18 protein-coding genes are annotated in these 26,455 nt (G+C 61.3%); 12 read left to right on the top strand and 6 right to left on the bottom strand.

The features are described 5' to 3' along the window. Positions 1–2: 2 nt before the first annotated feature. The 9 genes from FH08_RS0107675 (at position 3) to FH08_RS0107635 (ending at position 19,214) form a co-directional block, all read left to right on the top strand. On the top strand, positions 3–260 hold the full coding sequence (locus tag FH08_RS0107675; protein ID WP_031357768.1) for a phosphopantetheine-binding protein: 258 nt from the start codon (positions 3–5) through the stop codon (positions 258–260). A gap of 158 nt (positions 261–418) precedes the next feature. After that, positions 419–2,680 carry a TonB-dependent siderophore receptor gene (locus tag FH08_RS0107670; protein ID WP_051887894.1) on the top strand — a complete coding sequence of 754 codons (2,262 nt, stop codon included), beginning with the start codon at positions 419–421 and terminating at the stop codon, positions 2,678–2,680. A 22-nt stretch (positions 2,681–2,702) separates the two neighbouring features. Beyond that, positions 2,703–10,484: a non-ribosomal peptide synthetase gene (locus FH08_RS0107665; RefSeq protein ID WP_075583301.1), complete on the top strand. Its 7,782-nt coding sequence runs from the start codon at positions 2,703–2,705 to the stop codon at positions 10,482–10,484. After that, positions 10,481–11,389 carry an ABC transporter substrate-binding protein gene (locus tag FH08_RS0107660; protein ID WP_035565558.1) on the top strand — a complete coding sequence of 303 codons (909 nt, stop codon included), beginning with the start codon at positions 10,481–10,483 and terminating at the stop codon, positions 11,387–11,389. The genes FH08_RS0107665 and FH08_RS0107660 overlap by 4 nt, the downstream gene beginning before the upstream one ends. Beyond that, on the top strand, positions 11,386–13,416 hold the full coding sequence (gene fhuB / locus FH08_RS0107655; protein ID WP_035565556.1) for a Fe(3+)-hydroxamate ABC transporter permease FhuB: 2,031 nt from the start codon (positions 11,386–11,388) through the stop codon (positions 13,414–13,416). Before FH08_RS0107660 ends, fhuB begins: the two co-directional genes overlap by 4 nt. A 189-nt stretch (positions 13,417–13,605) precedes the next feature. After that, positions 13,606–15,294, top strand: a complete 1,689-nt coding sequence (locus FH08_RS0107650; RefSeq protein ID WP_081889386.1) for a cyclic peptide export ABC transporter — start codon at positions 13,606–13,608, stop codon at positions 15,292–15,294. Positions 15,295–15,299: 5 nt separating this feature from the next. Beyond that, the gene (locus FH08_RS0107645; RefSeq protein ID WP_031357762.1) at positions 15,300–16,139 is read left to right on the top strand and encodes an ATP-binding cassette domain-containing protein; all 840 of its coding nucleotides are present in this window, start codon (positions 15,300–15,302) and stop codon (positions 16,137–16,139) included. 16 nt (positions 16,140–16,155) lie between these two features. Continuing rightward, complete coding sequence (locus FH08_RS0107640; protein WP_031357761.1) at positions 16,156–18,618, top strand: penicillin acylase family protein; 2,463 nt, start codon at positions 16,156–16,158, stop codon at positions 18,616–18,618. A 68-nt stretch (positions 18,619–18,686) separates the two neighbouring features. After that, complete coding sequence (locus FH08_RS0107635; protein ID WP_235210304.1) at positions 18,687–19,214, top strand: GAF domain-containing protein; 528 nt, start codon at positions 18,687–18,689, stop codon at positions 19,212–19,214. Positions 19,215–19,219: 5 nt separating this feature from the next. On the opposite strand, the gene FH08_RS0107630 is transcribed toward FH08_RS0107635, so the two are convergent. From FH08_RS0107630 to FH08_RS0107620, 3 genes are all read right to left on the bottom strand, one after another. Beyond that, positions 19,220–20,179 carry an alpha/beta fold hydrolase gene (locus FH08_RS0107630; protein ID WP_051887882.1) on the bottom strand — a complete coding sequence of 320 codons (960 nt, stop codon included), beginning with the start codon at positions 20,177–20,179 and terminating at the stop codon, positions 19,220–19,222. Between the two features lie 72 nt (positions 20,180–20,251). Continuing rightward, positions 20,252–21,181, bottom strand: coding sequence for an AEC family transporter (locus FH08_RS0107625; RefSeq protein ID WP_031357758.1), 930 nt, complete (start codon positions 21,179–21,181; stop codon positions 20,252–20,254). Continuing rightward, complete coding sequence (locus FH08_RS0107620) at positions 21,178–22,065, bottom strand: NAD(P)-dependent oxidoreductase (protein ID WP_031357757.1); 888 nt, start codon at positions 22,063–22,065, stop codon at positions 21,178–21,180. The genes FH08_RS0107625 and FH08_RS0107620 overlap by 4 nt, the downstream gene beginning before the upstream one ends. A 104-nt stretch (positions 22,066–22,169) precedes the next feature. Between FH08_RS0107620 and FH08_RS0107615 the strand changes: the two genes are divergently transcribed. Next, positions 22,170–23,027 carry a LysR family transcriptional regulator gene (locus FH08_RS0107615; protein ID WP_031357756.1) on the top strand — a complete coding sequence of 286 codons (858 nt, stop codon included), beginning with the start codon at positions 22,170–22,172 and terminating at the stop codon, positions 23,025–23,027. A 31-nt stretch (positions 23,028–23,058) separates the two neighbouring features. Here FH08_RS0107615 and FH08_RS0107610 read toward each other — a convergent pair whose 3' ends face one another. Next, positions 23,059–23,637, bottom strand: coding sequence for a TetR/AcrR family transcriptional regulator (locus FH08_RS0107610; RefSeq protein ID WP_031357755.1), 579 nt, complete (start codon positions 23,635–23,637; stop codon positions 23,059–23,061). A gap of 150 nt (positions 23,638–23,787) precedes the next feature. Between FH08_RS0107610 and FH08_RS0107600 the strand changes: the two genes are divergently transcribed. After that, entirely contained in the window at positions 23,788–24,210 is a 423-nt protein-coding gene (locus tag FH08_RS0107600; RefSeq protein WP_031357754.1) for a tautomerase family protein, read from the top strand. Between the two features lie 35 nt (positions 24,211–24,245). Then, positions 24,246–24,641 (top strand): VOC family protein, encoded by a 396-nt coding sequence (locus FH08_RS0107595; protein WP_031357753.1) that lies wholly within the window; start codon positions 24,246–24,248, stop codon positions 24,639–24,641. Between the two features lie 30 nt (positions 24,642–24,671). On the opposite strand, the gene FH08_RS0107590 is transcribed toward FH08_RS0107595, so the two are convergent. Then, on the bottom strand, positions 24,672–25,286 hold the full coding sequence (locus tag FH08_RS0107590) for an HAD family hydrolase (protein WP_031357752.1): 615 nt from the start codon (positions 25,284–25,286) through the stop codon (positions 24,672–24,674). A 169-nt stretch (positions 25,287–25,455) separates the two neighbouring features. After that, complete coding sequence (locus FH08_RS0107585; protein WP_031357751.1) at positions 25,456–26,388, bottom strand: flagellar brake protein; 933 nt, start codon at positions 26,386–26,388, stop codon at positions 25,456–25,458. Positions 26,389–26,455: the final 67 nt, after the last annotated feature.

Raw genomic sequence — 26,455 nt, 5'->3', positions numbered from 1 at the left:
TCATGGATCAACAGACTCCCGAACTACAGGAACCGGCTCTCGACGCAGCCCTGCGTACGCTCTTCGCAACCTTGCTCGAGGTCGATCCCAACGCGGTCGGCGACGATGACGACTTCTTCGAACTGGGCGGCGACTCGCTGCTGGTCATCAAGCTGGTCGCACGCATCCGCCGCACGCTGAGCCGTGAACTTTCTCCCGGCGATGTCTTCGATCACCCAACCGTCGCCAGCCTGGCGCGCTTCCTCGACAAGCCTGACTGACCTTATCGAAGAACCCGCGCAACCGACCAGCGACAGACCCGCACGATAGTCAGGGAAATTTCACACAAAAAATATCTCATCGATATAATCTCGTATTAGTAATCATTCGCATTCGCATTATCGTTCACAAAACCCAACCACACCAACCGCAAGAGACCATGGCACGACAACAATCAGAACGACGCGGCGCGGGCCGCCTCGGGGCGCGCGGGCGCACAAACAATCCCTGGTGGCTCGCGCCGATCGCAGCGGGCGTGCTCCTGGCGTCCTCCGCGTTTGCTCAAAGCGACGCAGTCGTGCCTACGGACGGATCCGGCCAGCCGGCGGCATCCGCCAGCCCGGGTCAACAGTTGCCGGCTGTGGTGGTGAAGGGGCAGCGCGATGCGGAAACGGGCACGGGACCGGTGAAAGGTTACGTGGCGAAACAGAGCACGGCGGGTACGAAGACCGATACGCCGATCATCAAGACGCCGCAGGCGATCTCGGTGGTGACGCGCGACCAGATGGACATCCAGGACGCGCAGAGCGTCGCGCAGGCGCTGCGCTATACGTCGGGCATCAACCCGGAGCAGCGCGGCACCAACACGGATTCGCTCGAGTACCTGTACGCGCGCGGTTTTCTCGTCGATGAGTTCTGGAACGGTTTGCGCACCCCCGGTCCGGCCGGCGGTTTCGGCTTCAACGTGACGAGCTTCGATCCGTACATGTTCGAGCGTATCGAGTTGCTGCACGGACCGGCGTCGGTGTTGTATGGGCAGGGTTCGCCGGGTGGCACGGTGAATCTCGTGAGCAAGATGCCGACGGCTGAGCCGCTGCATGAAGTCGGATTCCAGACCGGCAGCTATGGGCGCTTGCAGGGTTTCTTCGACTTCAGTGGTCCTATCGATCAGGACGGCAAGGTGCTTTACCGTTTGACGGCGGACGGTTTTAATACCGCGACGCAGACCGACTACGTGAACCAGCAGCGTTTCGCAATTTCGCCGACCATCACGTGGAAGCCGACGAAAGACACCACCTTCACGGTCTTTGCGAACTATCAGGCGGACCCCGAGGCGGGTATCTATAACAGCGTGCCGGCGGTGGGCACGATCCAGACCGGCGTGGCTCAACTGCCGCGCAGTTTCTATCCGGGCGAGCCGGACTTTGACAGCTTCCGCAAGACGCAGGAGTCGATTGGTTACCAGCTGGATCATCGTCTGAACGACATGTGGTCGTTCAAGCAAAGCTATCGCTTCCTGCATAACAGCCAGACGATCCAGTATGTTGCCGACGACGCGGGCTACACCAACAACGGCACGGAGCTCGCGCGTGACGTGTACCTGAACACGGGCCGGCTGAACTCGCACACGCTCGACAACCAGGCGACCGCGCGTTTCAACACGGGACCGGTGTCGCATACGGCGACCGTGGGTGTCGACTATCAGTACACCCAGTTCGATCACGCGTTCTACGGAGCGTTCGACAATGTGCCGTCGCTCAGCGTCACGAATCCGCAATACGGCCAAGCTGTGCCGTATCCGGACTTCATGTTCGGCACGTCGAACAAACAGGCGGTCAAGCAGCTTGGCACGTATGCTCAGGATCAGATCGATATCGACCGGTGGTCGTTCCTGCTGGGCGTGCGTGAAGACTGGACGAACGAAAATAGCCAGTCGTACGTGACGGGTGCGCAGTCTAAGCAGTTCAACCGCGCGTTCACGTGGCGTGCGGGCGGTGTGTACAAGTTCGACAACGGCTTTGCGCCTTACGTCAGCTACACGACGTCGTTCCAGCCGCAGGTCGGCGCGACTGCTTCAGGGGCGGCGTTCTCACCGACGACGGCTCAACAGTATGAGATCGGCGTGAAGTATCAGCCGAAGAACTACAACAGTTTCGTCACGGTATCGGCATTCCACCTGACGCAGCAAAACGTGCTGACCACGGACCCGAACAACGTCAACTTCCAGGTGCAGACCGGTGAAGTGCGGTCCCAGGGTTTTGAGGTCGAAGCCCACGCGAGCCTGACCAATAACCTCGCGCTGATCTTCAGCTACACGTACACGAACCTGCTCAATACGAAGAGCAATACGTCGAACCTTGACAAGGTGCCAGTCGGCATTCCGCGTAATACCGCGTCGCTGTGGGCGGACTACACGGTGACCAGCGGGCCGCTCAACGGTGTGCAAGCGGGCGCGGGCGTGCGTTATATCGGCGGTTCATACGGCGATACGGCGAACTCGCTCCTGCTCTCGTCGGCCACGCTGGTGGACCTCGCGTTGCGTTACGACCTAGGCCGCGCGTTCCCATCCATGCACGGCTGGACTGGCTCGCTCAATGCAAGCAACCTGCTCAATCGCACTTACATGGCGTCGTGCAGCAACGGTTCTTGCTACTGGGGCCAAGGTCGACTCGTACTCGCGGGATTGAAGTATCAGTGGTAATTCAACAGGAGGCAGGGCGCCGATGCGGTCTATTGCAGCAAGAGCTTTATTAACGTCCTTATCGACGCCCGGCGAGCCAGCCGGACCACTGCCGCTGTCCCCTGCGCAGGAAGGGCTCTGGTTCATGCAGCGGCTTGCGCCGCTGTCTACTGCCTACCATCTGGCGCGGGTTTTTCACTTGCGCGGACAGGCCGACATCAGCGCGCTTGAACAGGCGCTGAATGTTGTGCGTGCACGGCAGGCTATATTGCGTACGCGTTTTGCGGAACGAGACGGCAAGCCTGTTCAGATCGTCGATGCACCGGTCGATGTGCCATTGCCATTAACCGATCTTTCTTCGCTTCATGCCGATGCACGCGACGAAGCGCTGGCAGAAGCGCTTGCTCATGAGGTGCGGCAGCCGTTCGACCTGACCGCTGAAGGTGCGGTCCGCGTGCGGGTTTTCGTGATGTCGGCGCAGTGGAACGTGTTGTCGGTGGTGGCTCATCATCTCGTCTCGGATGGAACGTCTACTGGGATCTTCACGCGTGAACTCGCCCACGCATACGGCCGGATCGTGCATGATAAAACGGCTCCTGAACTACCAGACCTCACATGGCAGTACGCGGATTTCGCCGCATGGCAACGCGACATGCTGGCAAGCGACAAGTCCCGCGCCGACGTGGCGTGGTGGACCGATTACATCGGATCGCCCCATGCAGGTTTCGAACTGCCTGTCGACTTCACCCGCGCGCCGACTCTGGAACGTCTGGCGCGCACCCATACCTTCACGCTGACTGACTCATCATTTAACGCGCTGCGCTCGCGCTGCAGGGCCGAGCGCTGCACGCTGTTTGCCGTGTTGATGGCGGCGTGGCAATTATTGTTGTCGCGCCATGCAGGCAGCGATGATTTCTGCATCGGCGTGCCGACCAGCGGACGAATCCGCGAGGAAAGCGAAGACCTGATTGGTCTTTTCGTCGATACGCAGGTGTATCGTGCGCGCGTTCAACCGGCCATGACGGGACACGCGCTGCTGCAAGCGGTACGCAACGATACCCGCGCTGCGCTCGATCACGGCAGCGTCACGCTGGCCGCGCTCGTCGATGCGATAGGCGGGAGGCGGGAAGCCGATCGTCACCCGCTCTTCCAGACGCTCTTCAACGTGCAAGGCGCTGCTGCTTCGGGAAAATTGCAACTTGCTGGCCTTGACGTCGATATCGTCGACGCTGAAAGTCATGTGGCCAAGTTCGACCTGAGCATGGATATCCGCGTGAGCACCGATGCCGTCACGTGTACCGCACGCTATGACGGCGCGTTATATCGCGCTGACACCATCGCGCGGCTTGGACGCCACTATGAAGCGATGCTGACCGGCCTCTGCCAGGACCCTGATCGGCCGGTGGCGGAGATTGCGTTTATCGATGAAGAGGAACTAGCCGCTCTCTCAGCTTGGAGCACGCAAGCTGCGGAGTTTGGCGAGGCAGAGCCCGTTCACCGTTTATTCGAACGCCACGCGATAAAGACGCCGGATGCGCTAGCGCTCTTGTTCGGCGACGAGGTGCTGACTTACCGCGAACTCGATCAGCGTGCCAACCAACTTGCGCATCGACTGGTGAAGCTTGGCGTGAGACCGGAAGTGAAGGTCGGTATCGGCCTTGCGCGGTCAGTGGAAATGGTGGTCGGCTTGCTGGCCATATTGAAAGCGGGCGGCGCTTATGTTCCGCTCGATCCGGACTATCCGCCCGAGCGGCTCGCCTACATGATTGGCGATAGCGGCATAAGTCTGTTGCTTACGCAGCACGCTGTGCGTGAACGCCTGAACCAGCATCTGCCTCCGGGCGATGCATGCACGGTGCTCGAACTCGACGAACTGGATACATCGGGTGAATCGCAGCTTCGTCCGGACGTTAAGATCCACCTGGAAAACCTGGCCTACGTGATTTATACGTCGGGTTCCACAGGACGTCCGAAGGGCGCGGCGAACCGCCACGGCGCATTGTTCAACCGGCTGGCCTGGATGCAGACCGCATACCATCTCGACGCTACCGATACCGTTCTGCAGAAGACCCCGTTCAGCTTCGATGTGTCGGTCTGGGAGTTCTTCTGGCCATTCATGTTCGGCGCGCGTCTGGCGGTGGCGGGGCCGGGCGACCATCGAGACCCCGCGAAGCTGGTTGAATTGATCGACCGCTTCAACGTGACCACGCTGCATTTCGTGCCGCCGATGTTGCAAGCCTTCATCGCTTCACTCGATGCTGACAGCGCCGTTTGCGGAAGCCTGCGCCAGATCATCTGCAGTGGCGAAGCGTTGCCGGCGACATTGCAGGATCGTGCGCTGCAACGTCTGTCGCATATCCAATTGCATAACCTGTACGGCCCGACCGAAGCAGCCATCGACGTCACGCACTGGACTTGCCACGCAGGCGATCCGGTGGTGCCAATCGGTCGGCCGATTGCGAACGTCAGCACGCATGTGCTCGACCAGTCGATGAATCGTTTGCCTGTGGGTGTCGCGGGCGAACTCTATCTGGGCGGTGCGGGACTCGCGCGTGGTTACCTCAATCGACCGGCGCTGACGGCCGAGCGTTTTGTGCCTGATCCGTTCACGGATGGTGGGCGGCTTTATCGCACGGGCGACCTTGCGCGCTGGCGCGAGGATGGAGCACTCGACTATCTCGGACGGCTCGATCATCAGGTCAAGATCCGCGGCTTTCGCATTGAGCCGGGTGAGATCGAAGCGGTATTGCAGACCTTGCCGGGCGTCGATGAAGCGGTAGTCATTGCGCAGGATGGGCCGGGAGGTAAACGGCTGGTAGCGTACGTGACGGCGCGTGCGGGTCATGCGTTGCAGCGTGACGTGCTGGCTGCGAGCCTTCACAACGTCCTGCCCGAATACATGGTGCCGTCCGCCTGGGTCGAACTCGAGCGCCTGCCGCTGTCGCCGAATGGCAAGGTCGATCGCCGGGCGCTGCCTTCGCCTGATCAGCAGGAACGGGCATGGGAAGCGCCGCAAGGCGATGTCGAACCGATGCTGGCGCGTATCTGGCAGGAGGTGTTGCGCGTCGAACGCGTTGGCCGCGACGATAACTTCTTCGAACTGGGCGGCGATTCAATTCTGAGCCTGCTGATTGTGGAGCGCGTACGGCTGGCCGGGTGGAAGGTCACTCCGCGGCAGTTGTTCGAGCGTCAGACCGTGGTCCAGCTTGCTGCGGTAGCTGAGCCTGTTACGGCAACCGCGGTCGTCACTGACGCGGTCAAGCGAGACACCACCAAGGCGCTTTTGCCGATGCAGGCATGGTTCCTCGACCTGCCGATGGAGCAGCGGCATCACTGGAATCAGGCAGTGCTGCTGACCAGCAGCGAACCGTTGGACACGGCGCTGCTCGAGCGCGCATTGCATGCGTTGGTGCAGCACCACGGCGCGCTGCGCATGCGCCTGACGCAAGACGCTGCCGGTGGATGGTCCCTGGGTAGTGAGCGACCGTCGACAGACTTGCTATGGGTACGCGAGGCGGCTACGTCCGCTGACATCACGGCGCTTTGTAATCAAGCTCAACGCAGCCTTGATCTCGGTCAGGGACCGCTGCTGAGAGCGCTGGCAATTAATTTTGCCGACGGCAGCTGGCGGCTCTTGCTCGTGATCCACCATCTGGTTGTCGATGGCGTGTCATGGCGCATTCTGCTGGCAGATCTGCGAACCGCGTATGCGCAATTGCAGGCCAACGAAGCAGTCACATTGCCGCCGAAGACAACTTCATGCAATGAATGGGCGACACGCCTGGCACGCCACGCGAGGAGCCCTGCGCTGCGTGCGCAAGTCGACTATTGGCTGGGAATTACACGCACGCCGGCCGGCCTGCCCTGTGACTTCCCGGACGGCGCGAACATCGTGGCTTGTCAGCAGCACGCAACGTTCCGGCTCGACCGTACCTTGACGCAAAGTCTGCTGCAGGAAGCGCCGGCAGCGTATCGCACGCATGTCAACGACCTGCTGTTGACCGCGCTGGGTCGCGCGCTTTGCAACTGGACCGGAAAGGAGCGAATCCGCATCGACCTTGAGGGACACGGTCGAGAGGATCTCTTCGACGACCTCGACCTGAGCCGCACGGTCGGCTGGTTCACGAGCCTGTATCCCGTTTCCCTCGAGCCGCAGGGCGATGTGGGTGCGGCGCTGAGGCGAGTCAAGGAATCACTGCGCCGGGTACCGGACCGGGGTCTCGGATTTGGCGTGCTCAAGTACCTCGGCGACGACGCGGACCGGCACGCGCTGGGTGGCATCGAACCTTCGCGGGTCGTGTTCAACTATCTCGGCCAGTTCGACCAGAGCTTTGATGCAACGTCTACCTGGCAACCTGCGTCTGAATCCGCGGGCCGATCGCAAGATGAAAGGGCGCCGTTGCCGCATGACCTGTCTGTCAGCGGCAAGGTGCTGGACGGCACGCTCACGTTGAGCGTGGGTTATAGCGACGAGCGTTATCGGGCGAGCACGGTTGAAGCGCTGATCGCTACGATTCGCGTAGAACTGGAACGTGTGATCGAGCACTGCACGAGTGGTGCAACCGGTGTCACCCCTTCGGATTTCGAATTAATTTCACTGACACAGCACGAGCTCGACCGGTTACCACTGACATTGAAGAACGTCGTGGATATTTATCCGCTGTCACCCATGCAGTCCGGGATGTTGTTCCACACCTTGTATGCACCCGGCAGCAGCGTGTACCTGAATCAGCTGCGGGCGGATATCGATGGACTGGATGTTGCGCGTTTCAGTGCGGCGTGGGCTGCGGTGACGGCGCGACACGACATCCTGCGCACAGGCTTTGTACCCCAGGGAGAGGGTTGGCTGCAATGGGTGGCGCGGTCGGTGGAACTGCCATTGACGCATCATGATTTGCGCGGCCGCCACGACCTTGCCGCTGCGCTGGACGATCTGGCTGCGGCCGATCTCAAGCAAGGTTTCGACGTCACGCGTGCGCCTTTGCAAAGGCTGGCGCTGGTGCGTGTCGATACGCATCGCTATCACTTCATGTGGACGCACCATCATGTGCTGATGGACGGTTGGAGCGTCGCGCAGTTGCTCGGTGAAGTGCTGCGGCACTACAGCGGCCAGAGCCTGCCCGCGCACGGCGGGCGGTATCGCGACTATATCGGCTGGTTGCAGAAGCACGATGATGAGGCGAGCGCCGAGCACTGGCGCGAGCAGGTAAAGCGAATCGAAGACCCAACGCGGCTGGCTACAGCAGTCGCGAGCCGCCATGAAAAAACGGGTACCGGGACGGCTAGCGGTTACGGTCAACATACCTTTGAACTGAACCCGGAATCGACCGCGCGCCTCGTTGCATTTGCCCGTCAGGAACGGGTCACGGTTAACACACTCGTTCAGGCCGCGTGGGCGCTGCTGCTGCACCGTTACACGAACCAGTCGACAGTGATCTTCGGCGCAACACTTGCAGGCCGGCCTGCCGGTCTGGCCGGCGCGTCGAAGTTGCTCGGGCTCTTCATCAACACGCTGCCGGTGATCGCCCAGCCGCATGCCGGCAAGCGGCTGGGCGACTGGCTGCGCGAATTGCAGCAGCAAGGCATGACCGCGCAGGAACATGCACACACGCCGCTGGTTGAGATCCAGCGCTGGGCGGGTGCAAGCGCGCAAGGCCTGTTCGATACTGTCGTGGTCTTCGAGAACTATCCCGTCGATACCGCGCTGAAAGAAGCGTCGCCCGGTGGCCTGACGATCGACAACGTCCGTGCTTGCGATGAAACCAGCTACCCGCTGACCTTGGGCGTGATGCTGGGCGACACCTTGAAGCTGGACTGCCGGTTCGCGCACGAGGCGTTTTCCGACGGGGACGTAGCAGGCATTGCGCAGCAAACGGGCGGCTTGCTGAGCGCGTTTGGCGGTGCAGCGGACCGGTTGCTCGCTGACTTCGACTTGCTTGACGGCGCGCAACGGCAAGCGCTGCTGACGTTGGGCCATGCCGACGCATTGGCTGCATCCGCAGAAAACGTGCTACCGGTGCACATGCTGATCGAGGCACGCGAACAGCAGCAACAGGATGCGCTCGCGCTCGTGGCCGGTCACGACAGCTTGAGTTATGGCGAACTGAACGCACGGGCAAACCGCCTTGCGCATCGTTTGATGCGGGAAGGGGTGGGACCGGAAGTGCGGGTCGGGTTTGCCGTGGCGCGTTCGGCTGAGATGATCGTGGGCCTGCTGGCCGTCCTGAAAGCGGGTGGTGCATATGTACCGCTAGACCCGGCGTACCCCGTCGAACGTCTCGCTCACATGGCGGCGGATAGCGGCATCACGTTGCTGATTACCCAGTCGCATCTTCACGGACGGCTGCCGGCAGAAGTTGGGCTGAAGCGGCTGGATCTGGATACGCTCGATGTATCGGCGGAACCGGCTAGCAATCCGTCCGTCAAGCTCGCTGGCGGCAACCTGGCGTATGTGATCTATACATCGGGCTCTACCGGCAAGCCCAAGGGCGTGGCGGTGGCACACGACGCGCTGTCGATGCATTGCCAGGCCATTGCAACCCGCTATGGCATCACCCCGGAAGACCGGCAACTGCATTTCGCTTCGATCAGCTTCGACGCCGCCGCCGAGCAGTGGCTGGCCCCGTTGATCAGCGGCGGGGCGATCGTATTACGCGACGACACCGTCTGGCCGGCTCAGCGGCTTGCGGCCGAGATGGAGGCGCACAAGATATCGATACTGGATTTGCCGCCTGCCTATGTCAATGCCTTCGCTCAGGAGATCGGGCCGGGTGCGGTATCGGTCAGGACGTGCATTGTAGGTGGGGAAGGCTGGTCGCGCAGCGGCTTCGAAATGGTCAGGAAGCACTTGAAGCCCTCGTGGATTTTTAACGCGTATGGACCGTCGGAAACGGTGATTACGTCGACCGTGTGGGGCGCTGATGGAGCGTCCGAATTCGATAGCGCGTATGCACCGATCGGCATCCCCGTGGGCGAGCGTACGACGTATGTGCTGGACGCGGCGTTGAATCTCGTGCCGCGAGGCATGGCTGGCGAACTGTACCTGGGCGGCGCGGGACTGGCGCGGGGTTATCTGAACCGAGCAGCGCTGACGGCAGAACGTTTCATACCTGACCCGTTCGACTTGAGCGAGGGCGGCCGTTTGTATCGAACCGGTGACTTGGTACGCTGGAACAACGCGGGCCAACTGGAGTTCCTCGGACGCATCGATCATCAGGTGAAGCTGCGTGGCTTCCGTATTGAACTGGGCGAGATTGAGACGGCGCTGCTTGCTCTGCCGGACGTACGGGACGCGGTAGCAACCCTTCACGACGCCACTCGTCTTGTTGCATACGTGAGCGCGCAGACGGGCACGGTGATCGATGGATCAACGTTGAAAACGGCATTGCATGACGTCCTGCCCGACTACATGGTGCCCGGGGCGATACTCGTGCTCGACGCGTTGCCGCTGACGCCGAACGGCAAGGTAGACCGGCATGCTTTGCCGGCCCCGGAGCTGTCCGCCACGAGGAACTACGAACCACCGCAGGGCGAAGTAGAAGCGGTCATCGCGCAGATCTGGTCCGACGTCCTTGGAATAGAACCGATTGAGCGCATAAGCCGCAGCGATAACTTCTTCGAACTCGGCGGCGACTCCATTTTCAGCCTCCAGGTCCAGCGGCGAATCTCGCGGCAGTTATCGGTCGAAGTCGAACTCGCTGCGCTATTCGCCGCGCCGACGCTCGAGACGTTCGCCGCTGTCGTGTCTACCGCGCGGAAGGGCGTGGCAGAACAAGACCGCTTGACCGACGACATGCAATCCATTCTCTCCGAACTCATGCAATGAACCGACGCGCCATGCTTTCCGCGCTGCTGGGCGCCGGCGCACTTGCCGTCACCGTACTCTCCCATGTTGCTGTGGCGGGTGACGCTTCCGTAGCGCCGCCGCGCCGTGTAGTCGTGCTCGACTGGGGACTGACGGAGATGGTGTTGTCGATCGGCGTGGTGCCGGTCGGGATCGCGAATACCCGAGACTTCCGCAGGAATTTCACGGCGTGCGATGTGCCTGCATCGGTGGTGGATCTCGGCCTGATGTTCCAGCCGAACATGGAATTACTGTTCGCGTTGAAGCCCGACCTGATTGTCATTTCGCCAGCTCACGCGACGCTGCGGGCGGCGCTCGAACGCGTCGCGCCTACGGTCACGCTCGGGCGCTACAGGTCGAGCGACACGCCTTATTCCGCGGCACGTGCAGAAACGCTTCAGCTCGCGCGTTTGCTGGGCTGCGAAGCGCGCGCCGAAGCACTTCTCGCGCAAGCGGATACGGCACTCGATCACGCGCGCACGGCGCTAGCCGCGCTACCAGATGTAAGTAGCAGCCCGCTTTACATGGTGAATTTTATCGATGAAGCGCACGTCCGTGTGTTCGGTCCGAACAGCTTCTATGGCGAACTGATGACGACGCTCGGGCTGCGAAACGCGACCCAGTCGGGAGCCTTTTCCACAACCGGTTTCGACGTGCTGGGTAGCGTGCCCGACGCGACGCTGCTCTACATGAAGCCGCTTGCGTCTTCCGTCGCGAACATGATGAAAACCAGCCCCTTGTGGCACGCCATGCCGTTCATGAACGAGGGCCGCATGATGGGCCTGCCGCGCGTTCCGCCCGACGGCTGCGTTCTTTCCGCGATGTTCTTCTCCCGCGTGCTGGTCGATGCCTTCGAGCAAGTCGGCGCAGCGAAGGAGCGCGCATGAAAAGCGTCACGACCGTCCCCGTGGTTCCCTCACGACGCTGGCCGTTCCTGCCGATTTGTCTTTTGATCGTGCTGGCCGCGCTGTTGTCGCTGCATAGGCTGGAGGAGCGCTTGCCGGCGTCGTTGTGGTGGCAAGCGTTGACGGCTCCATCGCCGACGGATCTGCGCCAGCTGCTTGTCCACTATGGCGACCTGCCACGCATCGCGGTCGCGTGGCTGTGCGGCGCGGCGCTCGGACTTGCCGGCGTGGCGACCCAGCAAGTGCTGCGTAATCCGCTCGCCGAACCGATGACCCTCGGCATCTTCTCCGGCTCCTATCTGGGGCTCTCGATTGCGACTGTTTATGCCCCCGGCTTGCTGGTATCGGGTCGCGATGGGGTTGCGCTGGCCGGTGGCGCAGTAGCATTGGCGATTGTTTTTGCGCTGGCCGCGCGACGCGGCATCTCTCCGCTCGCACTGATTCTCGGCGGCATGATTGTCAACCTATGCTGCGGCGCGTTGAGTTTCGCGCTCGCGATTTCGCACTACGACTTGCTGAGCGCCCTGATGATCTGGGGCGGAGGTTCGCTTGGACAGCACGACTGGAGCGTTGCGCTGGCGCTGCTTGTGCGGCTCGTTCCGTGCGTGGCGTTGCTGCTGCTGTGCATGCGGCCCATGGCCGTATTCGATCTGGGTGACACCGTCGCCAGCAGCCTGGGTGTCTCGTTGCGCATGACGCGCGGCGCGGCGCTCTTCCTGACCTTGCTCGTGACCGCGTTCGTGGTGAGCGCAGTGGGTGTGATCGGTTTCATCGGCCTGGCCGCACCGACGCTTGCGCGCCTTGCCGGTGCGCGCCGCTTGCGTGACCGGATGTTGTGGTCGCCCTTGTTCGGCGCAGCGCTGCTATGGCTCGCAGACCAGATCGCGCAGGAACTCGCGGGACGTTTCGGAACCACGATTCCGACGGGCGCAATCACCACGTTGCTGGGCGCACCCCTGCTGCTGGTCATGTTGCGGCGCTTGCGCGGACGGCCCGACCTGACTCATGCCCCCTCGATACAGTCAGACCCGCTGTCATCGCGCGCGCTGGCGTTGACGACGAGCGTCTGCGTACTGGTTTTGCTGGTGGTCATCGGCTTGTCGCTTGGCGTGGGGCATGGTCTTGCAGGCTGGCACGTCAGCCGCCCGGAGGAGGTATCCGCGTTGCTATTCCTGCGGATGCCCCACGTGATCGCGGCGATGGGCGTAGGTGTCCTGCTCGCGCTCGCGGGTGGCATCGTCCAGCGCATGACGGGCAATCCGATGGCGAGTCCCGACCTGCTTGGCATCACGGCCGGCGGCGCGATGGGGCTCACCGGGGCGTTGTTCCTGACGGTCAGTCCGGGGCTACCGACGTTCCTGATCTGGTGCGCATGCGGATCGGTGATTACATTGGGCGCGCTGTTGCTCTTTGCGCGCAAATCGTCCTATGCACCCGACACGCTGATACTCGCCGGCGTGACGATCAGCGCCGTGTTCCAGGCAGTGTCGACCATTGCTGTTGCGAGCGACGATCCGCGAGTGATCGTCCTCTACAACCTGCTCGCGGGATCAACTTATAACGTCAGCGCGGGGGCTGCAGGCGTGGTTGCCGTGGTCGCGTTGGCAGCGCTTTGCGTGGTGCCGTTCTGCCGGCGCTGGCTGGAGATCCTGCCGTTGGGCGCAGCCGTGTCGCGGGGCTTGGGAGTCAACATAACCGTCGCCCGTTTTGCGCTGCTGATGTTGAGTGCGCTGCTGACGGCGGCTGCAACATTAGTGATCGGCCCCCTGTCATTTATCGGCCTCATGGCGCCGCACATGACACGCATGCTCGGTATCCGGCGGGCTGTGCCGCTGCTGTTCGTTTCAGCGGCGCTGGGCGCAGCGCTAATGGTCGCATCCGACTGGCTCGGCCGATGGGTCCTGTTCCCGCAGGAGATGCCGGCGGGCGTGATGGCGACGCTGCTGGGCGGCGTGTACCTGATTGTCACGATGTTCAAGCGCAGCCCGCGTGATGCGTCCAGTACTTGAGGCCTTTACGAGCATCCGCGCCGCTCTCCAAGCACTTGCGCGGCCGCTCTATCGGCGAAGTCTCGTAATGCAAATGATTCGCATTTAATTGACTTCACTTATCAAATTAACTATTCTGTGACGCGGCCGGACCGTCCTTTTACACGCGGAATTGCGTTCGGTTTTCACTCGTTGCCCACAAGGAGTTTCATGTCGCTGTTCTTGTATCTTGTCCGCAACTCACGCTGGGTGCTGGCTGTCGCGGTGGTGGCGAGCCTCGTCAGCGGGTTCGGCAACGCGGCGCTCATCGCATTGATCAACCAGGCACTTGGGGCGTCGAATACGAAGCTCATCGAACTCGGCTGGCAATTCCTGATCGTGGGCGTGGTTGTGCTCGGCACACGAACGCTGTCGCAAACCTTATTCATGCAGCTCGGCCAGCGCGCCAAGGCAACGCTGCGCATGCGCACCATCCGCCGCATTGCCGACGCTTCGTATCAGCATCTGGAAAAGCAGGGCGCGTCCAAGGCGCTCACCGTGCTGACACAAGACCTGGATACGATCGTCATCCTGTTCCTGAGCCTGCCCGCGCTCGCGATGCACGGCGCCGTGATTGCCGGTTGCCTCGCATATCTCGGTTATCTGTCATGGCAGATCCTGCTCTTCGCTGTATTGACTATCTTCATCGGCTCGATGGGTTTTCATATTGCCAACACGAAGGCGCTGTTTCATCTACGAGGGTCACGGCGCAAGGAGGACGAACTCGTCAAGCATTTCCGCGCGCTCTTCGATGGCGCCAAGGAGCTCAAACTGCATCGCGAGCGCAAGAGTGCGTTCGTGACGGACACGCTGGAAACCAACGTGGAAGCGGTACGTGTCCAGCGCACGCGTGGCTACATCCTGTACTCAGCGGCCGCGAGCTGGGGCAGCTTCATTCTGTTCGCGTTCATCGGCATTACGCTGTTCGTGCTCGCGCGCAAGTTTCCGGTAAGCACCCACGTGATGTCGGGCTACGCCATGATCTTTCTGTACATGATCATGCCGATCGAAGGCCTGCTGTCCGCCATCCCGAACGTCAGTTCGGCGAAGGTTGCACTGGAGCGGATTGAACAGGTCAACGCCGAACTGCCGCTCGAAGATACCTTGCACGAAGCACCAGCCAAGGCCTTCGACAGCATCGTGCTCGACAAGGTCACCCATCGATACTTCCGCGAAAAGGAAAACGAAGTCTTCACCCTGGGCCCGATCGACCTGACGTTCAAGCCGGGCGAACTGATCTACCTGATCGGCGGCAACGGCAGCGGCAAGACGACGCTCGCGAAAATGCTCGTCGGCCTCTATGCGCCCGAAGGCGGGCAGATCCTGCTCAACGGCAGACCTGTCGATGAAGCGCGCCGCGATATTTATCGCCAGCATTTCTCGGTGGTCTTCAATGACTTTTACCTCTTCGACACGCTGTTCGGCATGAAGGTGGAAGGCCTGGACGCTCATGCGAAACTGCTGCTTGAACACCTGCAACTCGATCACAAGGTCACGATCAAGGACGGCGTGTTTTCCACGACCGACCTGTCGCAAGGTCAGCGTAAGCGCTTGGCTTTGCTGGTCACGTATCTGGAAGACAGGCCTTTCTACGTCTTCGACGAATGGGCCGCCGACCAGGACCCGACCTTCAAGGAAGTGTTCTACAGGCAGTTGCTGCCCGAGCTCCAGGCCAAGGGCAAGACCATCGTCGTCATCACGCACGACGACCGTTATTACCATCTCGCCGATCGTTATATCAAGCTCGACTACGGTCAGGTCGTTGAGCTCGGCCGCGGTGCGGATTTGCGTGTCGATCATCCGAACGCGATTCATCCGCAGGCTTATGTGCAGGTGCCTGCCCCGGTTGCCTCGGCCTGAGCAATATGAACGCCGACCCTGCATTTCTCGACCAGGACGCAGAGCGCGTGGCCACTCCTGAGTCCGATTGCGAGCCCCTGTATTCGCTCGATGAAGTCTCGTTCAGTATCGGCCAGCGGGTGCTGCTGCATCCGCTGTCGCTCGAGTTGCCCAAGCGTCGCGTATGCGGGCTCATTGGGCACAATGGTTCAGGCAAGTCCACGCTGCTGAAACTGCTCGCACGCCAGCAAGCGCCAGGCGGCGGCACATTGCGTTTCGCAGGCAAGCCGCTCGACGACTGGGAAGGCCGCGCGTTCGCGCGCAAGGTCGCGTACCTGCCGCAACAGCCGCCCGCCGCTGACGGCATGACCGTGCGCGAACTCGTCGCATTGGGGCGTTATCCGTGGCACGGTGCGCTCGGGCGCTTCAGCGCACAAGACGGCGCGAAGGTGGAAGAGGCCATGCGGTTGACTGACGTCGAGCGTTTTGCGCACCGCACGGTGGACAGTCTTTCCGGCGGCGAACGGCAGCGCGCGTGGCTTGCCATGCTTGTCGCGCAGGACAGCGAATGCCTGCTGCTTGACGAACCCATTTCGGCGCTGGACATTGCGCATCAGATCGAGGTTTTGCAACTGGTGCGGACCTTGAGTGTGGAGCGCGGACTCGGTGTGGTGGTGGTGCTGCACGACGTCAACATGGCCGCGCGTTTCTGCGACGATCTCCTGGCGCTCAAGGGCGGCCGCTTGTTGGCATCGGGTACCCCCGCGGAGTTGATGCACGCCGACACACTCGGCGCGATTTATGGTATTCCGATGGGCACGGTCCCGCACCCTCACGGCGGTTCACCCATCAGTTTCGCCCATTGATTCAAGGTTGGATCCCATGAAGCAAGTTGTCAGGTTCGCGGCGGCGGTGGTGTTCGCTGCAGCCATGTTGAGCGGCTGTGTTGAGTCTCCACGAAACTTGGCGAGCGCCGGTTCGCCCTTTAACGTCGAGATCCGCCGTACGCAAGACGGTATCCCGCATATCAAGGCCGACGATTGGGCCAGCCTCGGTTATGGCTACGGATACGTGCAGGCGCAAGACAACCTGTGCACGCTCGCGGATGGTTTCGTCACGTTTCGCGGCGAGCGCTCGGCGAATTTCGGTGCCGATGCGAAGCCGCCAACGGCCGCTTCTTTCGGGCAGCCGCGTAATCTCGATGCCGATTTCTTCTTTCGTTTCGTCGATGACGCGAGCGCTGTCGAACGTTATCGATCCGCTCAGTCCAAACCCATTCTCGAGTTGATGGATGGTTTTGCGGCAGGCTACAACCGCTACCTCGACGAGCTGGATGCGGGACACATGGGCGGGGCGAATGCCGAGTGCAGAGGCAAGCCGTGGGTTGGCAAGATCACGTCCGACGATATGATCCGGCGGATGGTGGCAGCGAATCTTGCAGGCGGCGCTGCACGGTTTTTGCCGCAGATAGCTCACGCGCAGCCTCCTGCGAAGGCGGCACAGTCGGCGCCGGCGATGCAAACTGGCGCCATCGACATGGCCCCCTCGCAACTCGACATAGGCGGGCGGCGGGGTATTGGCAGCAATGCACTTGCGTTCGGCGCACCGGTCGCGCAGGAAGGCCGCAGCCTCCTGTTCGGCAACCCGCACTGGTTCTTGCGCGGACCTGACCGCTTCTATGAAGCACAGCTGACCATCCCGGGCCGGTTGAATGTGGCAGGCGCATCGTTTCTTGGCGTGCCGGTCGTGATGATTGGCTTTAACGACGACATCGCCTGGACACATACCGTGTCGAGCGCGCGGCGCTTCGGCATTTTCCAGTTGTCGCTCGATCCGGCCAATCCCACGCGTTATGTCTACGACGGCGTCAGCGAACCGATGACACCTGTGCCCATCACGGTCCAGACGCGCAACGCGGACGGCAGCCTGACACCGATCACGCGCACGCTTTACCGCTCGCGTTTTGGGCCACTCGTGGATCTCTCGTCGATGTCGCCTGCGCTCGCATGGAATGCACAGCACGCGTTCGCGCTGCGCGACGTGAATACCGGCAACACGCGCTCCTTCGAGAATTTCCTGGAGTGGGATCAGGCGCGCTCCCTCAACGATTTCATCGCGATCCAGCAACGCCTCGCGGCCACGCCGTGGGTCAACACCCTGGCGATCGGTCGCGGCGACCCGCGTGTATGGTTCGCCGACATTGGCGCGGTGCCGGACGTGCCTGATTCGTTGGCGGCGGCCTGCACGACGCCACTCGGCCGGGCGTTCGATGCGAAAGCGCCAGGCGTGCCGTTTCTCGACGGTTCGAAAAGTGCTTGTGAATGGCGTGTGGAAGCATCGAGTGTGCAAGCGGGAGCATTGCCGGTCTCCGACATGCCGGGCATGGCGCGCGGTGATTATGTGGGCAACTTCAACGACAGTTACTGGCTGACCAACGCCCAGGCGCCAACTACAGGTTATCCGCACGTGGCCGGCATAACCGGCACGGAGCAATCGCTGCGCACGCGTTTTGGCCACATGCTCGCGGCCGAGTTACAGGTGCAGAAGGGTGGTGTGACGCGGCTTGCACTTGAGACGAAGGTGCTGGATAGCCGGTCGATGTCGGAGCAATTGTTCCGCAAGCCTATCCTTGATGCGGTCTGTGCTGATGCATCGGATTCGACGATTTCAGTGGTTTCAATCGCGCAAGGCACGCCCGGCGGTCAACCGCAAACAGTGGACTTGGCGCCTGCATGCAAGGTACTTCGTGAGTGGGACGGTACTGCTAATACTCAAGCGCGCGGCGCAAATCTTTGGGACGAGTTCTGGCGTCGCCTGGATGGAGCAGGGTTGGCGCATTTCTACCGCGTGCCGTTCGATCCGGCTGCGCCGCTTGCAACGCCACGTGGTCTCGACACCTCCAATCCTGCGCTCAAGCCCGCTCTTCAGCAGGCCCTTGGCGGCGCGGTACTCGCCCTGCAGCGATACGGTTTTGCGCTCGACTCCACACGCGGCGAACTGCTGCACGCTGACCGGAACGGGGAGCGTATCCCGCTCTTTGGCGGTTGCGACGATGCGGGTTATTTCACGGTAATGTGTTCTCTCCGTCCGGTCGATGCAGGCGGCTACGCGGTCGATCGCAGCGGTCACGGCGCGAGCTATTTGCAAGTGGTTTCGTTTGACGCGAACGGCGTGCAGGCGGACACCATGCTCGCTCATTCGGAATCCGACGACCCGGCCTCGCCCCATTTCGGCGATGCAACCCGGCGCTTCGCCGGCAAGCAATGGCTGAGCTTTCCCTTCACCGAAGAAGCCATCACTGCCGATCCGGGCATGACGACGATAAAGCTGCAAGCGCCGAGGTAAGCCGGATTTGGCGCGCTGTGCTATGGTCGAAAGACTTCATTCTTTCAACCGCGATGACCCAGCCGGTCATGGCGCACACCATCGCCATCATGTCCTTCACCGTCCAACAATCCACTGGTTCAAAAGCCGCGCAATATGACGAGCTCATTGCTCAGGCGCGCTCGCTTCTCAGCGATGAAACCGATCGCATCGCCAACGCCGCCAACTTTTCGGCGCTGGTGTATCACACGCTGCCGGACCTGAACTGGAGCGGCTTTTATTTCTTCGATGGCGTCGAACTCGTCGTCGGTCCTTTTCAGGGCAAACCGGCGTGCGTTCGCATCGCGATGGGAAAAGGCGTGTGCGGCACTGCCGCGCAAACCCGGCTCACGCAGGTGGTGCAGGACGTGCATGAGTTTCCCGGACACATTGCGTGCGACTCGGCATCGCAATCCGAGATTGTCGTGCCGCTGGTCGCCAAAGACGGCAGCCTGGCCGGTGTCTGGGATGTGGACAGCCCGTCAGTCGGCCGCTTCGACGCGGACGATGCCAAGGGGATGGAAGCGCTGTGCCAGGTATTCATGGAGCTGGCGTGGGAGCGGCGGACGTCAGCTTGAACCCCTCATCGGGCGTTGGTCTTGACGACAAAACCGCCAAGGTCGGCACGCACTGAGCGAGCCTTCAGCCATTCGAGCGGGATCTGCCATAGCGACGTTTCGAATCGGCTATGGAAAAACGCAAAGTGGCCGATCTCACGATACCCCATCGATTCCGGCGGAATACGCAGATGGGTGATCGGGCTGTTCCTGAAGTAAGCAAGCAGACGTTCAATGGCTGATTCCGTGCCGAATTCGTCATCGGTTACGCTGAGTGCGAGCATTGGCCCGTGCAGCGCCGCAAAACCCTCGACGAGCGTTGCGCGTTCCGCCTCCGTCAGCGCGTGCGGACCGTTCCGGAACGCATCCTCGAACCGGGGCTGCGGTGCGATCCAGTCGCGCACCACCCCGCGTGGGGTGTCTTCCATCCAGCCGAGCTTGCCACCAGGAAAATAGCCGAGTGCCGCCGTGAGTGCCGGCATGATTGCATGCCATTTGATCAGCATGCCGAATCGTTTGTGACTGGCATAGTCGCGCCAATGGGCGAACTGCGCGCCCATGGTGAAAACCCGCTCGATCAGATGATTCGACGGGGCCAGCCCCACCAAGACGCCGCCGATGCTATGGGCGACGACCTGTACAGGCTGGCGCGCAAACGTGCTGGATGCCAGGCGCAATACCGCTTCGAAATCAAGGCGACCCCAGTCCAGCCATCCTGCGTGCAAGCTGCGAAGCGACGCCGGGCGAGACCCGCCGATACCGCGATAATCATAGGTGATGACATCGAAACCTTGCGCATGCAGGAACGCGGCGAAGCGCGAGTAATAGCTGCATCGGACCGATGTAGCCGGGTTGATGATGACTACGGGCCTGGGTCCGCCGGCATCGAAGGCATCGGGTGCTTCGTCATGGCGCCATATCTGGCCTTTCAGCGCGTAGCCGTCCGCGGCATGTATCGTGACCGGTGTTGGCTGGACCTCACTCATTTTTATTTCTCTTTTTGGGGGAGTTTGAATATACCCTTGGTTATCATTTTCCTGCACAGGCCCGCGCGAACCTTAGCGAAGAACAAGCCATGCGGCACATGGAAAGGTCACCACGCTGGCGATAGTGGACAGGAGAATGGCGGCCGACACGCGATGTGGATCCGCGTCATACCGCTGCGCAAGCACGTAGATATTCCCGGCTGAGGGCAAGCACGCAATCAGAGTACCAGCCTGCACCCAGAACGGTTCGAGCGTCATCACGTGGCTGAGAACGAGCCACGTGAACAGCGGATACACGACAAGTTTCACGAGACTGATCAGGCATGCAGCGACAGCGGTGCCGCGGTCAGGACGCTGCAAGGCGAGGGCGCCGCCCAGCGCGAAGAGCGCCGTTGGACCCGCAGCGCCGCCGAGGAACGCCAGGAAGCGCGTAACCGGCTCGGGTAGCGCGAGTCCCGTGCCCGCCAGCACGGCGCCCAACACGATTGCCGCGACAACAGGATTGAACACGGTGCCTCGAAGGATCTGAGAACCTATGCCGCGCCGAGAGTCGCCATTCGCGCCCATGAGCACGCCGCCGAGGGAGAGAAGCACCATGATCTCCGCCAGGATCGCCATTGCCAGCGGACCCGCTCCACGCTCGCCGAAGAAGGCGAGCATCAATGGCGGCCCAAGGAAACCCAGGTTGCTCACCGTCGCCGTGGTCGCGTGCGCGCCGGCCGCCGCGACCGTGGACGCGGCGGTCAAACGCGACACGCCCAGAACCAGCATGAACACGGCCGCGCCCGACGCAAGATAGCCCGCATAGAAGCCAGGATTGAACGATTGACGCAACGGTTGCCCCGCAATGAGCCGCAAAACGAGCGCTGGAAGCGCAAAACGAAACGAGAAGACGTTCAGCGCATCGAGCGCGCCCGAGGCCAGGAGTTGCGCGCGCGTTGCCGCCCATCCCACGCCAATAACGCCGAACACCGGCAGGCTGAGCAGGAAGAAACCAATCATTGTTGCAGGCCGCTGCGCGCTTCAATTGCCCTAAGCACGGAAACCATGTCGGCTTCTCCGAGGCCAAGTCCCAGCGCTTCGCCATAGAGCGCGTGGCAGACGTCCAGCAACGGAGAGGCGATACCGTTTTCACGCGCCGCTTCGGCAATCAGGCGGTTGTTTTCCAGCACGTTGGAGATCGCGGCTTGCACCGCGAAATCCCGGTCGATGAGTTTCGGCGCCTTCACGCGTGATACATCGCTTGCCATGGGGCCGGCGTTCAGCACGGCGAGGAACTGGCTGAGATCAAGGCCGTTGCGCTGGGCGAAATGCACGGCTTCGGCCAGCCCCGTGACGAGTGCGATCAGGAACAGGTTGACCGATAATTTCATCAGGAGGGCGTTCGGAACAGGTCCACACACCATGGTCTCGCGGCACATCGGGGCGAGCAGCGGTCGGAGGGCTTCTACGGCATCCGCGTCGCCGGCAAGCATGGCGACGAGCTGCCCCGCTTCGGCGGGCTTGCGCGATCCCGAGACGGGCGCTTCGACGTAGCGCCCGCCGACCGAGCGGATGTCAGCTTCCAGACCACGCGAGTAGGCGGGGGAGGTCGTGCCCATGTGGACGATCGTGCGCTCGTGTACGCGGGACGCGAAGGTGGCACCGTGACGGTCCAGGACCGCGTCAATGGCGGCGCCATCGACCAGCATCAGGATGACAGTCGGAGCACGCGCGAATACCTCAGCCGCATCGCGTGCCGGCTGTGCGCCGGCTGCGACGAGCGTCGCGGTTTTCGCCGACGTACGGTTCCAGATCACTAGCGGCGTGCCGGCTTTCGCGAGGTTCAGCGCCATTGCTTCTCCCATCGCGCCGAGTCCGATGAAACCGACAGTCTGTGTTGTCATGGCCCCTTTGCCGAAATGCTTAACTGAAGCGCACTGTATTCCGCCCCGTCGCATTAGGAAAACGATACTTTTTGATGCGCCGCATTACGATACATAATAGGTCCATGACCCAGAATCTCGACATCAATCTCTTGCGGACCTTCGTCGCCGTGGCAGATCACGGCAGCATGACTGTGGCTGCGAACAGCCTTCATCTGACGCAAGGGGCGGTGAGCCAGCAGATCAAGCGGCTTGAGGAATCATTCGATTGCAGCCTGTTCGAGCGAGAGGGCCGCCGCCTTGAACTGACCCGGATCGGCGAACGCTTTCTCGGCAAGGCCAAACGCCTGCTTGGAATGAACGACGAGATCTGGGCGGATATGGCAACGCGTCCATTGCAGGGACCGCTGCGGATCGGCGTGCCGTACGACCTCGTGGGAACGTGCTTTCCGCCCATCTTCAAGGCGTTCGCGGAAGCCTGCCCATACGTGGAGATATCGCTCATGTGCGCAACGTCCCCGGATCTCTCCAAAGCACTCGCGAGCGGCTCGCTCGACCTGGCGGTCATAGAAGCCGCCACGAACGATGCGGCGGGCGAATGCCTGCGGGTCGAGCGACTTGTCTGGGTGGGTGCAAGAGGGGGAATGGCGCATCTGAAGCGGCCGTTGCCCGTCTCGATCGTGGCGGAATCCTGCGCGTTCAGGCCGGTCGTTTTACAAGCACTTCGCGAGAAGAATCTCGAATGGCGAAGCGTGTTCGAGAGTGGCAACATTGAGGCGACAACGGCGACTGTGAGAAGCGATCTGGCGATCACCGCATGGTTAGCATCTACCGTGCCGACCGACATGGATATCCTCGATACAGATACCGGCATGCCAGCCTTGCCGAACTTTGCGATCAGTCTGCATTTGCCATCCAACAGCGGACCGGCCGCGCGGGCATTCGCCCAATATGTTCGCGACGGTGTGTTGCGATGGTCGTGACGTTGGCGCCCATTTCAGAAGGTCACCAGCGCTAAGCATGAACGCCGAGCTTGAGCGCAGCCTTGCGAACGGCAGCGGCAATGTCTTGACTGACGGCGGGATCCTGCACCGCGCGAGCGAGTGTTACCCCGCCAACCAGCATCGCGAGCAGCGCGGTCGCCTCCTCCCGCCGGGCCTTGGGCTTTCCCTCCAGTCCGCCAGCCACTGCTTCGATGATCGCGCACAATCGCGTCTCGTAGGCTTGCCGGGTCTCGTCATCGGCGCGAGCCACTTCGCTCGAAAGGCTTTGCAGCGCGCAACTCTCCGCCAGATCGCAGGTACGGCGATCTCCCAGGTAGAAATTGATAAAACCCTCGCGCCAACGGCTGCCCAGTTGCTCACGTGTCTGCTCGATACCCTCTCTTAGTTCGTCGAGCCCAACCGTCACCGCTTCGCGGAACGCAGCCGCTTTCGACTTGAAGTGTGCGTAGAACGCACCAGACGTCACCTCGGCGTCCTTTGCCAGGCCGTCCACGCCGGCGCCACCGAATCCAAGGCTGCGAAACCCCCGGCCCGCGCTCTTGAGAATCCGCAACTTGCTTTCTTCCTTCTGATCCGCCCGATTTGCCATGTCCACGCTCTCCAGATAACGATCGCTATTTGATGCTTGACGATATCACGATTGATGTGAAACTATCGCCACATCACGATCGTTATATAACGATCGTGATGTCAGTGCAGGAACTCTGATTCGACCATCCGTCATCAAGGAGTTGCTTAAATGCCTATTTCAATTCAAGTCACCGAAGGCCTTCTCACCCTGGAAGGTGAGCGTGAGGTGTTCCCGCTTGTCGCTCACGCGTTGCTGCACGCACACGGCCTGACCGGCAACCGGTTCATGACCCCGAATGTCATCGGTCATCTGGTCGTGAGCCCGGAGTCGCAGAGTTATGTCGGCGGCAAGCCCCAGTCGCTGGCAATTGTCGAGGTGAAGGTTCCGTCGGCTACCTTCCCGAATGCGGAGATCAAGCAGGATTTTGTTGGCGCGGTCACTGACATCATCGACCGGTTCAAGGCGGCCGGCCATCCGCGAGACCGGACGTTTGTGAACGTGACGTATGCGGTTGACGGTGCGTGGGGCATCGGAGGTAAAGCGTATTCCAACGCTGAGATCGGCGAGGCTATACAGCAAGGGGCAGGCTAAAGCGCACCACGAGACGCACTCCGGGAGTAACGCCTATGCAGCTATCAAACTATCTTTTCTTCACGACGGCGTGCGAGCAAGCCCTCGACTTCTACACTCAGTGCGGCCTGGGCAAGGTCGTCGAAGTCCTGCGCTACGGCTCAGGCGACATGCCGCTCAAGAATGAGTCGATGCGAGGCAAGATCATGCATGCCAGGTTCGAAGGGCCGGGTGTTCTCTTCTACGCTTCTGACAATGACGACGCCGAACCCATGCGCGGTTCGGCGCACATCCTCATGCTGGATAATCGCGACCAGACAAACCAGCTATTCGAACGATTGGGCTCGGGCGCAAACGTGACCACCCCGCTTGCTGTCCAGCCCTGGGGTACGCACTTCGGCAAGCTCACCGATCGATTCGGCGTTCAGTGGATGTTCAGTTGCCCGGCTTGACTTCCTTTGAATCAAGACTGATCGCACGCCCTAAAGCAACTGCCGACTCGCCAGTTCCTGCGCCAACGCTTCGGCGCTGACAAACTTGTATCCGTGCAGACCGGCATTGATCGCGCCAGCTACATTGGTGTCGGTGTCGTCGATGAAAAGCGTTTCGTCCGCACCCACGCCGAGTTGTTCGAGACAACGAAGATAGGCCTGAGCCGCCGGCTTCGCCGCGCCGAACGAAGCGGACGCATACACGTGGGGACCGAAGAGTTGTGCCACGGGAGGATTCAGATAGCTGATATGGTCAGTGACCAGCCGGCAATTGTTTGTCAGCACCGCAATCCGGCTGCGATCGGCCACTCTTGCGGCGAGTGCGATCACTTCTGTGTAAGGCGTGATCGACGCATGGCGCGCCGCCAGCCAGTCGTCGCGATGGATAGGGCAGCCCAGCAAGACGCCCAGTTCGCTCAGATACTCTTCGTCGCTCATCTGTCCGGCATCGGCACGTGCTTCGAGCCCGGACCCCCAGATAGCGTGACGCACGACCTCGGGCGCCTGACCGGACACGGCCGACAAATGAGCGACCCGTGCGGAGCGGTCGTAGTGAGACAGTACGCCTTCCATGTCGAACAGGACCAGCGCAGGGGATACAGTCATCTTATCGGCCTCGCAGCGAAAGCTTCCAGAAGCCGATGCATTCATCGGGCGATATGCGTTTGGTCGGCTGGAATTTTCTATTATCCCTCGACGAAAAACATCGTGGTTACGTGGCCAAACAAGGCTCGACGGCAGTGGCCGATTTTGGACGCCCTTAAGTGGTTCCGAGTCAGATTTGCTCCGCGATGAGCGACTTCAACGCTATGCGCTGCGACGATTCAAGCTTCTCGAATTCCAGTCCATAGGCACCGTTGTTACCCTGCGCGTCGGCCCCTTGGACATGCCGCACTATCGCGTCGCAATCGATGTTGACATCGGTGTCGTCCGTGTTGAAACGAAACGACAAATGGATCCGGTCATCGAGTTTCGCATTCGGCTCGGCAACGGCTAACGACATGCCGAAAGGGCTGATATCGCGAATCAGGCCAAGTTGAGGGGTGCGTTCTTCGCTGTCCGCGCTGAAAAAATGCGCCGGCATTCGCGTGGTCAAGCGGGTGAACTTGCGAGCGCGTAAGCGGCGGATAATTCCCGGTTCCGACAACACCACATAGTGAAACGGTTCATGGCATACAGCGTCGACGGTGCAGGCAAACTGGAATACGGACCGCGTTGTCAGCGCGACCAGTCCCACTTGCTCGCCACGCGCAAGGTCCAGTGGCTGCTGGCCTGAAATCAGCGGCGGTGTGATGAAGAGCGCGTGTGCGCGGTGCGCTCGCGGCGTGGAGAAACCAATGAGGCGGCTTGAATACATGGCAGAGCCGGCTGCCGCCCGTAGGCCCAGGCGCGCACCGATCTTCAGGCCGATATTGTCGAGGGTGAGATGACCGGCTTCTTCACCTTCCGGCAGTTCGGCGCTTGCGTGAACGGTATGCGCTGAATCGTTCGCGCCGTCCTCGGTCGCCGTTTCAAACTTGTAGGGTTCGAAATTCTCGAACAGGAATGTCCGCACGGCCTGGCTCGGGACCGTGGTGCCGGCATCGAACAACAGCACACCATCGGCACTAACGATAGACCACGCTAAAGGCTCACCGACGGGGACGTCGTTGAGGGAGAGACGGCTGGACGATGAGGGTGTTGATAAAACAGGTACGTCGTCGGTCATGGTTTGGAGGGGGAAGGGTCTGAGCAGCGACAATCGTCTAACGTGTCGGTCGTTGAGTCAAGGGTAT

The sequence above is a fragment of the Caballeronia sordidicola genome, assembly GCF_000729995.1.
Taxonomy (GTDB): Bacteria; Pseudomonadota; Gammaproteobacteria; order Burkholderiales; family Burkholderiaceae; genus Caballeronia; species Caballeronia sordidicola_A.
Note: the sequence above shows the minus strand (reverse complement) of the source record. Positions and strands in the feature narration are given on the sequence as shown.